This window comes from Microcoleus sp. PH2017_35_SFW_U_B (assembly GCF_020737865.1).
GTDB lineage: Bacteria > Cyanobacteriota > Cyanobacteriia > Cyanobacteriales > Microcoleaceae > Microcoleus.
Map to the genome: position 1 here is coordinate 39,116 of NZ_JAEQDE010000041.1, position 14,007 is coordinate 53,122.

The window sequence follows — 14,007 nt, forward strand, 5'->3', positions numbered from 1 at the left end:
TCGGATCGATCAGTTATGCTCCCAATATTTAATGACCAAGCACTTTCCCATATAAAAACCGCATTTCGCCGCACGACCGTAGACTTGTCAAAGCTATTGTTAGCAGCTTTATTATTGGAAGGAATGCTGCAAGTTATTGCTCCTGAGTACAAAAATAACGTTTACGATCGCGAATTTACAGGAGGTCGTCCCATCGCGATGAGCAGTGCGGGAAATCGCGGCCCCCTGCTGCCGGTTCAGAAACCCCCTGGCGAAGTGCGAATCCTCGGGATGGGGGATTCAACAACATTTGGGACTGGGATTGGTGCAGAAGATACTTGGCCAGCTCAACTAGCAACTGTTTTTCAGAAAAATGGTGCCAAAGCAACCTATATCAACAGCGCTATAGAAGGTTATACGGTCAAAGAAATTAACTATGTTTATCGCAACCAGTGGTCGGCCTACAAACCAGATATAGTAGTGCTGGCTGTAGACAACAACATGGTCTCAATGACGTGGTTTCGCCGCGAGGACAAAGGTGCACCGAAAAACCCCTATCTAGATCCTGCCCCTCAATCCAAACTGGACAATTTTAAAAACGGATTAAAACAAGTTACTCACGTCTTAGCTTCTCCTTCCTGGCTGAGAATCAACTCCCAAAAATGCTTGTACTTGCTAGGTTTATCAAATAACAACATCAACCCGGAAGTTCCTTTGGGCGCAACGGTAGCCTCTGGCTGGAAGCAGGCTAATGTGCCTCCAGATCTCCCCGAACGCGTTTGGAAGCAGTTTGAAGAAGATTTGAGCGTACTCCGAGACTCCGTTGCTGCTGACGGTCGATCGCTCGTTGTAGTTTACTTACCTGCTCGCTTTATTGCTTTTGACGGTTTTTTTGACAACGAGCAGCGAGTGCCAAAAAATCGGCTGACTATCGACGCGGGTAAGAGACTTGGGGAAATTAGTCAGTCACTCGGTGTAGCCTATCTCGATGGTACGGAACCAGTTCGTCGGGGTCGATCGCAAATTGCCGAAAAAGAAGGTCGTTCTGCTCCGATGTACATTAAGTTTGATAGTGTCCACCTTGATAAAGACGGCAATCAAGCTGTTGCTGAAGGGTTGTTCGATCTCGTTGGCAAATCTGAAAAAGCTCGATAAAATCTGTCTGTCGTGTGGATACCATATCCGGTAGATTACTATAACAAAAAGGGTTCGTAGTGCGGACTTCAGTCCGCAGTCTAAGGAATGAGAATTAAATAACTTCCACAAGTTTGTGGTGTGGGCGGGAGAGCCGCCCTTTTTGAACGGGCGGGACGCCCATCCCACAATAACAATTAAAATTGTAAGTTATTTAATTTGCGATCCTAAGAGCGGACTGAAGTCCGCAGTACGAACTTTATTTATTGGGGTTAATCGATCGCACACGATACGATCGCTAGTTTTAACGCCGGCGCGGGGCGGGAAGCCTCGCGCTATTTGACGGTTGCGGTTTTTCTTGCAGCTTCATGGTCAAACTCACCCGCTTTAACTTTTCATTCACCTCCAAAACCCGCACTTTCACAACTTGTCCGACTTTCACAACCTGTTTCGGATCGTCCACGAAGCGATCGGCTAATTGAGAAATATGAACCAAACCATCTTGGTGAACTCCCACATCAACAAAGGCCCCAAAGTTAGCTACATTCGTGATAATGCCTTCCAATTCCATCCCAACTAGCAAATCGGAGATTTCGTTAATTCCGGCTTGGAAAGTAGCATATTTAAACTCGGCGCGCGGGTCTCTTCCGGGTTTTTCTAGTTCGGAAATAATGTCTCGGAGTGTTGGTTCTCCGACTTTCTCGGTCACATATTTCTTGATATCTACAGTCTTGACTTTTGCCGATATTTGTGTTATTTCGGTCAGCGGCAAACTTAAATCTTTGGCGATCGCCTGGACAACAGGATAACTTTCAGGATGAACTGCTGTATTATCCAGCGGGTTTTCGCCGCCGCGAATGCGGAGAAATCCGGCTGCTTGTTCAAAAGCTTTTGGCCCGAGTTTGGGAACTTTCAGGAGTTGGCGGCGATTTTTAAAGGCGCCGTTTTCGTTGCGGTAATTGACGATATTTTTGGCAACTGTTGCTGTCATTCCCGATACAAAGGTCAGCAGTTCTTTCGAGGCTGTGTTTAAGTCAACTCCGACGTAGTTAACGCAGCTTTCGACTGTTTCGTCGAGTTTCTTTTTGAGCAGTTTTTGGTCAACGTCGTGTTGATATTGACCGACTCCGATCGATTTCGGGTCTATTTTGACAAGTTCGGCTAAAGGATCTTGTAAACGCCTACCGATGCTGACTGCGCCGCGAATTGTGATGTCGAGATCTGGAAATTCGGCGATCGCCACATCACTCGCTGAATAAATCGATGCGCCGGATTCGTTCACCATAACTTTAATCGGTTTTTTGTCCATATCTGCCAAAACTTCCGACACAAAGTCGTCGGTTTCGCGGGAAGCTGTACCGTTGCCGATCGCGATTAATTCAATTTTATATTTTTCCAGCAAATGCTTGACAATTTTACCAGCTTGTTGTCTCTGGCCTGCGGCTTGGTGGGGGAAAATGGCTTGATATTCCAAAAACTGCCCGGTTTCGTCGAGGGCGGAAACTTTGCACCCGGTGCGAAATCCCGGATCGATCGCGAGTGTGGGCTTCATGCCCGCCGGCGCCGACAGCAGCAACTCGCGGAGGTTGGTTTCAAAGGTGGTGATGGACTCGATATCAGCCTCTGCTTTGTGGTGCGATCGCACTTCCGTCATCAGCGAAGTCTTCATCAGGCGGTTGAAAGCGTCCTTCAAGGTCGATCGATAAAACTCCTTAACTTCAGGTATCCTAGTTTTAATTTCCTGAGATTCCAAATAAGCCATCACCGCCGATTCATCAAAGGCTAAATCTAAATCTAAAACCCCCTCCGTTTCCCCGCGGAAGAGCGCCAACATATTGTGCGACTGAACATTTCTCGCTGCAATTTGGTAACTGCGGTACATTTCAAATTTCGTACTTCCTTCCGGGAAATCATCTTTAATTTTCGAGACAAAAACCCCCGTCTTCATTAAAAAATCTCGCAAATAAGCTCGGTATTCAGCTTTTTCGGAAATTGCTTCCGCCAAAATATCCCCAGCACCTTTGACAGCTTCTTCTGTTGTCTTCACTCCCTTTTCTTCCGAAATATATTTAGCTGCTTCCGCTTCGATATCGGCTGGTTTAGCAGTCGGCAAATTCAGACACTTAATAAAAATTGCCAGCGGTTCTAAACCTTTTTCTCTAGCAATTGTCGCCCGCGTCCGCCGCTTGGGTTTGTAAGGCAGATAAAGGTCTTCGAGTTCATTTTTTTGCAAGCACGACTCAATTTTGGCTTGCAATTCGGCCGTAAGTTTGCCCTGGGAGGCGATCGTCTCTAAAATCGACTTTTTGCGGTCTTCAATTTCCGTCAAATAGGTGAAGCGATCGGAAATATCCCGCAACTGAATTTCGTTCAGCAAATCGGTGCGTTCTTTGCGGTAGCGGGCAATAAACGGAATAGTTGCGCCCTCCGCAAAAAGTTCCAGAGCATTATTGACTTGAGAAAGATTGATGGAAAGTTCTTGAGCAATCAGTTGAGGAATGTTGAGCATAGTACAGAAGTTTGAGTCAATTACTGGCAGTTAATAAAATATTTATGAGTTCCGCGAATTAATAGGAAAATGAACCGCAGAGGCGCAGAGGACACAGAGGAGGAAATGAGATCAATAAGACTTTGAGAAGGTTTGCTGGAACGCCTTAGCAGTATTAAAATGATGTTAGCATAAATGCAGTCATTTCTCAATATTATATGTTTCCTTTTAAATATCCAGTGCCGCAAAGCGATCCGCCGCGATCGCCCAGAGAAACGCTGCCGACGATGTACGATTTACCTAGCGAAGATTCGGAGGAACCTGGGAAGCCAGACGAATTTCACGATTGGCAGCCGCAGTTGTTAACCCTGGCGTTTCGCCCTCGCAATTATCAGGCTTCTGAGATATTTAGCGGCACTGACATGAACCTTTATTATGACGTGCAGCACCCTCTGTGGCACAAACGCCCCGATTGGTTTGGAGTTGTGGGAGTTCCGAGACTGTACGATGGATCTGAACTGCGGATGAGTTACGTTACTTGGCAGGAAGGCGTGAATCCTTTTGTAATTGTGGAACTGCTTTCACCGGGAACCGAAAAAGAAGATTTAGGTGCAAATATCGATGACGAAAATTCAGGAAATCAGCCGAATGCTGCGGGTAACGGGCAAGTTTTGCAGGCGGAGACAAATGAGAAACCGCCTAGTAAATGGGAGGTTTACGAGCAGATTTTGCGGGTTCCTGTTTATGCTGTTTTCAGCCGCTATACTAACAGGTTGCGAGTATTTGTATTGAATGCCGGACACTATCAAGAATTAGAATTATCTGACTCGCGAGTCTGGATTCCGGATCTAGGTTTGGGCTTGGGTTTGTGGCAAGGGGAGTTTCAGGGAATCGATCGCCTGTGGTTGCGCTGGTATGATGTTGATGGCAACTGGATTCTGACTGAAGCGGAACAGCAACGGCAGCGCGCTGAGTCAGCGGAAGCTCAATTGCAGTCTTTGATTCAGCGGTTGCGGGAATCTGGCATCGATCCCGATCGATTTTTAAACCGTTAGAAAAACGGCGGTTGAAACCAGGTTTACACAAACGAAGTCCGCCTCCGTTTTTAAACCGTTAGAAAAGACGGCGGTTGAAACCGCGTCTACACAAACAAAGTCCGCCTCCGCGGACTGAAGAAGATCGCGTAAGTTTAACCCAATATGCTTGGAATTAAGCTATTTCAACCGCCCGGTTTTCTTCAACCTGCGGAGGCACGTGAGTGTTTGTGTAAACCTGGTTTCAACCGCCCGGTTTTCTATTTCAACCGCCCGGTTTTCTTCAACCTGCGGAGGCAGGTTTTGTCTGTGTAGAAGCGGTTTCAACCGCCCGGTTTTCTTCAACCTGCGGAGGCAGGTTTTGTCTGTGTAGACGCGGTTTGAACCGCCCGGTTTTTCATTTGAACCGCCCGTCATTTGAACCGCCCGATTTTCTTGTTTCTTGCTGACACTATTTGCCGTAAATCCTTCCGCGTAAGGAGATTGATGCAAATAAGCCTTACCAGCAGAACCAAAAAGTTGCAACTTACCCGCAATCACCGATCGCATAGCAGCGATCGCCTTTTCCATAACTTCCAACAAATCCGGATCGGACAAAGAATTGCTAGTTTTCAACACATCCATATAAGCATCGCGAACTTCCGTATTTACATTAAACTTAGACACACCTAATTTAATAGATTGATTAATCATCGATTCCGGCAAACCGCTAGCGCCGTGCAACACTAACGGCACCGAAACAGAAGCCCGGATTTTTGCCAAACGCGGAAAATCGAGTTTCGGTTCGCTGAAATATTTACCGTGAACGTTGCCAATTGTTACCGCTAAAAAATCCACCTTAGTTGCTGCAATAAACTCTACAGCTTCCACCGGATCGGTCATCTTGGCCGCTTTTTCTTCAATTGTCAAACCGTCCTCCGTGCCGCTAATTCTGCCGATTTCCGCTTCAACTACCGCACCGTTAGCGTGGGATAACTCAGTCATTTCGCGAGTAAATATCAAGTTTTGTTCGTAAGACAAAGGAGAACCGTCAGCCATGATGGACTTGATACCGGCGGCGAGGGCGAGGTGAATGTCTTTTTCTGAGGTGCTGTGATCTAAGTGTACTGCGATCGGCACGGAGGACTTGCGCGCTGCTTCCATGCAAAGCGCAACTAAAGGCGATTTTCCGTATTTGAGGGCGCTGGGGTGAAGTTGCAGCATCGCAGGACTTTGCAGCGCTTCGGCGGCATCGATGACGGCTTTTACTCCTTCGAGATTGTACACGTTAAAAGCGCCGATCGCGTAAGCATTTCTCCGGGCTGTGTTCAGCAATTCGCTAGTTGAGGCGAGCATAAGTACCTGGCTTAAAAACTTTTCCGTTGTCAGTTGTCAGTTGTCAGTTGTCAGTTGTTAGTTGTTAGTTGTCATCAGTCCTCAGTCATTAGTTAGGGAGCATCTCATTTTTGTAAAAAGCATTTTTTCTTTGAGTGCGAGCTTAAGAGCTCGCGAGTATTGTACAGCTCGCGAGCGGGGACAGCACTATAATAAATGCAAAACTGAGATGCTCCCATTAGTTAACTGTCAACTGTCAACTGTCAACTGTCAACTATTTTTGTGCATTACCAGCGTGCAAACCGCACTCTTTCATCGTCGATTCTTCCCACCACCAACGACCTTCGCGTTCGTGTTGGTTTGGCAATACAGGTTTCGTACAAGGTTCGCAACCAATGCTGACAAAACCGCGTTCGTGCAACTTATTGTAAGGCACTTCCAAAGCGCGAATGTATTCCCAAACCTCTGCCGAAGACCAGTTTGCTAAGGGGTTGAATTTAATTAATTCATGGTCTGGAGTTGAAAAAGCACCGTCAACTTCAATCACCGGAATACCGTTGCGGGTACTGGGACTTTGGTCTTTGCGCTGACCGGTAATCCAAGCATCGAGAGTATTCAATTTGCGGCGAAGCGGCTTGACTTTCCGCACGCCACAGCATTCTTTGTGGCCGTCTTCATAAAAACTAAACAATCCCTTTTCATCTACTAGGGCTTGTACTTCTGCTGAATCGGGAAACATTACTTCTAATTTAATGCCGTAATGTTTTCTAACTCGCTCCAGAAACTCATAGGTTTCTGAGTGCAACCGTCCCGTGTCTAGGGTGAAAACGCGGAAGTTTTTGGTAATTTTTGATGCCATGTCGATCAGAACTACATCTTCGGCACCGCTGAAAGAGATTGAAATATTGTCAAAATTGTCTAGGGCAAATTTGAGAATTTCTCGCGGTGTTTTTTGACTGTATTCTGCTTCCAGGGCGGCTATGTTGAGATTCTTCTGAGTGGCAACCATATTTTTGCGCGATCGGTGTTCTTTTTTTCTAACTCTTGATTATAGCCGATCGCAGTATCTTTCTCACCGATGAATCGCACGCTAGATCAAAAACGCATCCACAGCTTGAACCGAGCAGCCGTAGAGAGGAAAAAGGTTGAGACTTGACAGCGGTATCGCCCCCAACGTCCCTCGCTAAAATTTTTCGGACTGCAAGTCTCGCACGAGGAGATGAATGCGGTGCAAAATTTTACGGTACAACCACGCTCAAACATTTGATGTCATCTCATCTTTTTTGTGCGCTTAAGTAATACTAAACTGAGATTCTCCCGATTCAACTATTACTTTAGATAGTATTGGCAACTGACTATTTGCTCTCTGCTGCCAAACTTTCCATTTCTTTCTGCCACTTTTTCAATAAAACTTCCCGCTCTTTTTGTTCCTGAGGTTCCGGCATTCTCAAGCCATTTGTAGAATCATATTTGCCGTAATACTGCGACATTCCCTGAAAAGATTTAGTCCCCTCATTGGGCATAATTTTTTTCTGCTTCAGCCACTTTTCGCAAGAACTTTGCCACATGAAAACGCGATCGTGCACTTCGCCACCTAATTTTCTGATGCGCTTAACAGACAGTTCTTTTTTGACAAACAACAGCCGATCGCTCTCTTTGGTACGCTTAATCAAGCGAATTTCGGCGCCGGTGCCCCGGAAAAACTCGATCGCGCAATAGCCCTCCAACTGAAAAATGCAAACTTCCGTTGGAGGATTGCCGTCTTCCGGCAAGATATCCACATCAAAGGGCAACTGGTAGCCGATCGCGCTCACAGACGACTGCGGCAACAGCAACCGCACCCGCAGCAGGCGATCGGTATAATTAGCCCAAAAATCCCGGCGCTCCTCCAACTGCTTAATTTCCGCATCAGACAGCCGCAGCATCCGGGCCACCAAATCGATTGTTTTCTGGAAATAACTGTAATTTAGTCCGCCAATCCATCGCCTCAGCGACTCTTGAGCGGGAGCCGAAAGTAACTGCAATTTCGGATAATATTCGTCTCGCACCCACTCAACCAATTTCGGCCGTTGATTTTTGAGAATATCGCTCGAAATTTTAACTAACAACTCTTCAACTGCTGCAAGTTGCGACGCTGGTGGCATTTCCTTCAAGCACCTGAGCAGCCATTCTACACCCGACAAATCGGCAACCTGATTTTTGGCAAAAATTCCGGCAAGGTGTGGCCCGGCGCGATCGACTACGGGGATACTTGCGGGTAACTGAGCTTTTCCTAATAGTTCTACTGGGGTTTTTAGGTATTGCCAAGTCAATTTTGCTAGCTCGTAATCCGGTAAATCGCGGGTCAGTATTTTAATGATTTGTACTGGCAAAGCATCGGTGCCAGTCGCTGTATTGGCAAAGTCGGCAAAGCACTCTACCAAAGCTCGATCGAGGGCGGGAGCATTGCTAGAAACAGGATTTTCTAACTGGTGGCTGTAATGCAGCGCCAAACGCCACAACAACTGCTGTTTCAGGCGCACATTGTTCTGAGCTACCAGCCAAATAGCTTGAGATATTTCTCTGGTGCGATTCCCTACGGGATAGCTTCGCTTCACGGGATTTTTTAGATCCCATTGAGATTTAGCCCAGAGACAATAAGTCCATTCTAGAGGAGTAATACTGTCAGCTCGATCGCTCTCAATATCTGCTATAATTTCTGCCATTTCTCGCAAAACACTTGCTTTCACTTCGGGAACATTTGGCTTGCTTTTCTGTACAAAGCTTCCCGCATTTTTTGTTTTTTCTGGCAGTGGCTGGGTGGGATTTTCCGGTAGTTGAATTTGGCGAAACTGAACGCTCATATTTATAATTTGTTTGCTATAAAGTTGCTGCACTAGCATGATGCAATTTTTGACCAGAAAGAATTGGTTTAAAGGGGAGCATCTCTGTTTTGCGAAAAGCATTTTTTTATTATAGTGCGAGCACGCAAGAGCTCGCGTATTCTACAACTTGCGAGTTCGCGACAGCACTATATTCCAATACGGTTGACTTAACACTATTTATGCGCCGGAGATCCCCCTAAATCCCCCTTAAGAAGGGGGACTTTGAGAGCATTCTTGTCCCACCCCCTACTCCCCTTTTTCAAGGGGGGTTAGGGGGGATCTGTCTTAAGTAAACGGTATTGCACTATATTCCTTCCATGTAGAAGTCACTGTCAACTGTCAACTGTCAACTGTCAACTGTCAACTTTCAACTGTCAACTGTCAACTGTCAACTTTCAACCGACTTTTGTACATAAATCTCTCGCAAGTGTGCGATCGATCGCAATTGAAAACCCCGTTGATTGGCTCGCCCGCGCGTCATTTCTGTGATTGTAATATTTTACACAATTTTCGATATTCAGGGAAGGTACGACTGGGAAAACTAGCTGGGGTTGGGCGTTATGCTCTCTTTCGGCAGAAGTCAAGCTAGCTTGTCCGTGCGGCAGTAGTCCTGTGAACTCAAAAAAGAAGCACACAAGTGCGATCGCCCTACCCGAAAGAATTGGTTTAAAGCCCAAAGCCCGATCGCCCTTGAGAAATTAAAATCAGACTATTCATTACTCCCATCCTCGGACTTCCAGGTAGAGGTCGCACTCAACTGTCAATTGTCAACTGTCAACTGTCAACTGAAATCACAATCTCCCTCTCAAGTAGCATAGACTAAATTTGTAAATTGTTATTAAATTTAGTTGTGCGCGAGAGTAACTTAAAAGTTAAGAGAAGTTGCTAACACTACCTAGTGTAACAATCCTCAATCGCGTAGGAAATTTTACAGTAAATAAAATTAGAAGGTTTGTGATGAGAATTGCCCAAATTGCCCCCCTGTTCGAGCGAGTTCCGCCCCCAGCTTACGGAGGAATTGAACTGGTGGTCAGCCTCTTGACCGAAGAATTAGTCAGAAGGGGACATGAAGTCACCTTATTTGCCTCCGGCGATTCAATTACTTCTGCTACTTTAGAATCAGTTCACCCCAGAGCGCTGCGTCTCGATCCCACCGTTAAAGAATACGGCATTTACGATATGATGCAACTGAGCAAAGTATATGGAAAAGCCGGAGAATTTGATATCATTCATTCCCACGTAGGCTGCACAGCTTTGTCTTACTCGCACTTAGTAAAAACGCCCACAGTTCACACCCTCCACGGCATTTTTACCCCAGACAACGAGAAGATGTTTAGCTTGGCCCGCACTCAGCCCTATCTAAGTATTTCTAACTCTCAGCGGGAAGAAAGACTAAATCTCAACTACGTCGCCACAGTTTATAACGGCATCGATCCGGCGACTTACGAATTTCACCCGCAGCCGGACAATCCTCCTTATTTAGCTTTTCTCGGTCGTATTTCGCCCGAAAAAGGTGCTCATTTAGCCATAGAAATTGCTAAGGCTTCCGGCTGGCATTTAAAGATTGCCGGCAAAGTCGATATTGTCGATCGCGAATATTTCGAGCAAGAAATCAAGCCGCACATTGACGGCAAGCAAATAGAATATTTAGGCGAAGCCAACCACGCCCAAAAAAGCGTGCTGATGGGCGGTGCAGTCGCCACATTATTTCCGATTACTTGGCGCGAACCTTTCGGGTTAGTCATGATTGAGTCCATGGTAACGGGAACGCCCGTAATTGCCATGAAATTAGGCTCGACTTCCGAAGTTATTGTTCACGAAAAAACGGGTTTTCTGTGCGAAAGCGTGGCAGAATGTATCGCCGCCATCGAGCCGGCCCGAGAACTCGATCGCAGCGCTTGTCGCCAACACGCGATCGATCGCTTCAGCGTTAAAACAATGGTCGATGGCTATGAAGCAGTTTACCGACAAATTTTAAAAGAGCGATTTTCTCAAAACGGTCACGCGCATCATTTGACAGAATTAGAACTGCACGGCAGATAGCTGGGCGAGGACAAATTAAACGCAAGGCGGGTTTAGTTATCCAAAATTTACTTACCACATTCAATCAACCGGGTTGTTTTATGGAAACACCCGGTTTTTACCTGAGTTTAATTAATTGTCATTTTAGTTGTCGTAAAACAGGCTCGAACTTTCAGTAGAAGATTCTCAGCAGCAAGAGGAAGAAGGACACGGCATTGCCATGTCCCTAATGTATTTCAGAAGATTAGATAATATTACAAAAGTTTTTTTAATTAATTTTTTGGGACGGGCTAGAAGCCCATCCCACAAGAAAAAAATGTGGGATGGGCTTCTAGCCCGTCCTAGCTATTTTGGGGACGGGCTAGAAGCCCATCCCACAAGAAAAAAATGTGGGATGGGCTTCTAGCCCGTCCTAGCTATTTTTGCAATAAGTCTATTAAAAACTGCTGTATTAGTTGGTCGATATCATGCTGATTTTTTACCGAGCACTTCACTTTTTAGTCCGGATTTAAGAAAAATGAAATTTATTTTAGGAAGTCAACTATTTGCTGGCATCAGTTGAAAAAAAATGGTATGATCTCAATAGTGAAGCATTACATCAGGGTGCTTCGCCTCAAAATTTAATGCCAAAAAGTCAAGAGTCAAAAGCTCAAGAAAATTAAACTTTTGAAAGCTGGGAATCCACTTTTTGTAAACAATGACCGATACCTATGAAATAGAAGGAAAAACATTTGTCGCTGCTGCGGAGTTACCCGTAACCGAGTGGCCTTGCGCGATCGCCGATCGACCTCAACCAACACTCACCCTCAAAGACGATGATTTATTTCTGATTACTGACACCCTCGGCAACATCTCAGGCTGCTTAGAAGACGACAACGTGTCTAGCTTTGGGTTGTTTTGCCACGACACGCGCTTCCTCAGCCGCCTAGAATTGCAAATAGAAGGGCGATCGCCAATTTTGCTCAGCAGCAACGCCGAAAAAGGCTACCTGCAAACAGTTTTATGCTCCAATCCCCGCATTGACGATCGCATCCAGGCAGAAACCATCGGCATCAGGCGAGAAATGGTGCTCAACGGCGGTTTATTTGAAGAAATAGAAATCACCAACTTCACCACAAAACCAGTCAGCTTTGAAATAAGTCTCAGCTTCAGCTCAGATTTCTTAGACTTATTTGAAGTCCGGGGTTACGGCCGCTCCCAGCGCGGGAAACTCCTGCGCCTGATGCCCCAAAAAACCGACGGAGCATCCCCCAGCGAATTTGCAGACAAAGCAGCTTTTCCTGACGCTGCAAACGGCAATAGCCACGGTGAAAATCCGGCAGTAGAAAACCCAAATGTGCCAATTCAAGAATCAGCAAAAAACTCGATCGGCGATCGAGCGATCGCCCCATATCCTTTCTGCGATCTTCAACAAGATTTAACCCTTGCCTACCAAGGTTTAGACGGCTTAGTAATGGAATCTCGGATCGAGTTTTACAACCAGCCACCATCACTGTTTCAGGGGAATACAGCAGTATGGCGCATCTCCCTAAAATCCCACGAAGCAATCAAATTGGGATATCGGCTCAAAATGCTGATCGACGGCAAATCGATCTCCCAAGTTACCACTCCCGTAAACCTAGTTCAAGCCAAAGCAGCGGAACTTTTAGAAGAGCGAGAATGGCTGACCGAAATTACCAGAATTAAGTCAGATAAAAACACCTTTAATCGACTCCTAAAACGCGCCGAACAAGACATTTATTCCCTACGACAAACCTTTGGCAAAGGCAAAGCAATTTCAGCCGGAGTTCCCTGGTTCTCGACATTATTCGGGCGCGACTCCATCATCGCCGCTGCTCAAATCTTAATTCTCGATCCAAGTTTAGCCAGACAAACTCTGACAACCTTAGCTCACTATCAAGGCAAAACCGACGACGATTGGCGCGACGAAGAACCGGGCAAAATACTGCATGAAATTCGCATGGGAGAAATGGCTCGCTGCAACGAAATTCCCCACACTCCCTATTACGGAACAGTCGATGCTACGCCTTTGTGGTTGATGCTTTACGCTGAATATTACGCCTGGACATACGACAGCCAAACTTTAGATCTTTTGTGGCCAAATGCTTTGGCAGCGATGGAATGGATCGATCGCAAATGTGCCGCCACAGGCTACCTCAGCTATTACAAAAAATCCCAGCGCGGCTTAGCAAATCAAGGCTGGAAAGACTCGGGAGATTGCATCGTCAACCGATCGGGCGTCATTGCAGAAGGAGCGATCGCCCTTTGCGAAGTCCAAGCCTACGTTTACGCTGCCAAAACCAGGCTGGCAGAGATTGCCCGCATCAAGAAACGCATCGATTTATGCGATCGCTGGCTAGAAGAAGCAAAAGACCTAAAAACCCGATTCAACCGCGATTTTTGGATCGAAGATTTAGATTATTGCGCCCTAGCATTAGACGGCCAAGGCAAACCTGTAGACAGCATTTCATCAAATCCGGGACACTGTTTGCACCTCGGCATTTTGTCGCGAGAAAAAGCTCGCAGCGTAGCTGAAAGATTGCAAGCCCTAGATATGTTTAGCGGTTGGGGAATTCGCACCCTATCCTCCTTATCTCCCGCCTACAATCCCATAGGCTACCACACAGGCTCAGTCTGGCCGCACGACAACGCTTTGACAGCTATGGGATTGCGATCGCTCGGCCGAGTCGAACAAGCCCTAGAAGTAGCTCAAGGCTTATTTGACATGACTTTGCTGCAACCCTACGAGCGTCCCCCCGAACTTTTTTGCGGCTACGAGCGCAACAGCCAGAGCGATCGCCCCGTGCAGTATCCTGTAGCTTGCTCGCCCCAAGCTTGGGCAACTGGCAGCATTTTTCAACTGTTGCAAATGATGTTAAATTTAGTTCCCGATGCCCCTAACAACCAACTGCGAATTATCGATCCAGCCTTACCAGAATCGATTAATAAGTTGTCGCTAAACAACTTAAGGATAGGCTCAACTTTGCTAGATTTGGAATTTGAGAGATCTGGTTCCTCAACCGCTTGTCGGGTGATGAAAAAACGCGGCAATTTGCGAGTAATTATCGAAGCTTAAATGCGGCTAAGGATCGCAAATTAAATAACTTACAATTTTAATTGTTATTGTGGGGTGGGCGGGAGATCCCGCCCTTTTTGGACGGGCTCTCCCGCC

9 protein-coding genes are annotated in these 14,007 nt (G+C 46.3%); 4 read left to right on the plus strand and 5 right to left on the minus strand.

Annotated features, from left to right (window positions below; genetic code table 11):
• The first annotated feature begins 15 nt into the window (after window positions 1-15).
• Entirely contained in the window at window positions 16-1,134 is a 1,119-nt protein-coding gene (locus JGK36_RS11665; RefSeq protein ID WP_293175133.1) for a GDSL-type esterase/lipase family protein, read from the plus strand.
• A gap of 283 nt (window positions 1,135-1,417) precedes the next feature.
• Here the strand turns inward: JGK36_RS11665 and JGK36_RS11670 are convergent, their stop codons facing one another.
• Window positions 1,418-3,622, minus strand: coding sequence for a Tex family protein (locus JGK36_RS11670; protein ID WP_293175135.1), 2,205 nt, complete (start codon window positions 3,620-3,622; stop codon window positions 1,418-1,420).
• A gap of 197 nt (window positions 3,623-3,819) precedes the next feature.
• Here JGK36_RS11670 and JGK36_RS11675 point away from each other — a divergent pair, with 197 nt between their 5' ends.
• Complete coding sequence (locus tag JGK36_RS11675) at window positions 3,820-4,656, plus strand: Uma2 family endonuclease (RefSeq protein ID WP_293191493.1); 837 nt, start codon at window positions 3,820-3,822, stop codon at window positions 4,654-4,656.
• 159 nt (window positions 4,657-4,815) lie between these two features.
• On the opposite strand, the gene JGK36_RS11680 is transcribed toward JGK36_RS11675, so the two are convergent.
• The 4 genes from JGK36_RS11680 to JGK36_RS11695 all read right to left on the minus strand — a co-directional run bounded on the left by JGK36_RS11680 (window position 4,816) and on the right by JGK36_RS11695 (window position 9,490).
• On the minus strand, window positions 4,816-5,970 hold the full coding sequence (locus JGK36_RS11680; RefSeq protein WP_293200932.1) for a class II fructose-bisphosphate aldolase: 1,155 nt from the start codon (window positions 5,968-5,970) through the stop codon (window positions 4,816-4,818).
• A 253-nt stretch (window positions 5,971-6,223) separates the two neighbouring features.
• The gene (locus JGK36_RS11685; RefSeq protein WP_293175141.1) at window positions 6,224-6,958 is read right to left on the minus strand and encodes a phosphoadenylyl-sulfate reductase; all 735 of its coding nucleotides are present in this window, start codon (window positions 6,956-6,958) and stop codon (window positions 6,224-6,226) included.
• Window positions 6,959-7,304: 346 nt separating this feature from the next.
• Window positions 7,305-8,792 carry an EH signature domain-containing protein gene (locus JGK36_RS11690; RefSeq protein ID WP_293191491.1) on the minus strand — a complete coding sequence of 496 codons (1,488 nt, stop codon included), beginning with the start codon at window positions 8,790-8,792 and terminating at the stop codon, window positions 7,305-7,307.
• A 416-nt stretch (window positions 8,793-9,208) separates the two neighbouring features.
• The gene (locus JGK36_RS11695; protein WP_293175145.1) at window positions 9,209-9,490 is read right to left on the minus strand and encodes a hypothetical protein; all 282 of its coding nucleotides are present in this window, start codon (window positions 9,488-9,490) and stop codon (window positions 9,209-9,211) included.
• 280 nt (window positions 9,491-9,770) lie between these two features.
• On the opposite strand from JGK36_RS11695, the gene JGK36_RS11700 reads away from it, so the two are divergent.
• Together JGK36_RS11700 and JGK36_RS11705 are read left to right on the plus strand one after the other, a co-directional pair.
• Entirely contained in the window at window positions 9,771-10,856 is a 1,086-nt protein-coding gene (locus JGK36_RS11700) for a glycosyltransferase family 4 protein (protein WP_293175147.1), read from the plus strand.
• Window positions 10,857-11,532: 676 nt separating this feature from the next.
• A complete protein-coding gene (locus tag JGK36_RS11705) occupies window positions 11,533-13,911 on the plus strand; it encodes an amylo-alpha-1,6-glucosidase (protein WP_293191489.1) in 2,379 nt (792 codons plus the stop codon).
• Window positions 13,912-14,007: the final 96 nt, after the last annotated feature.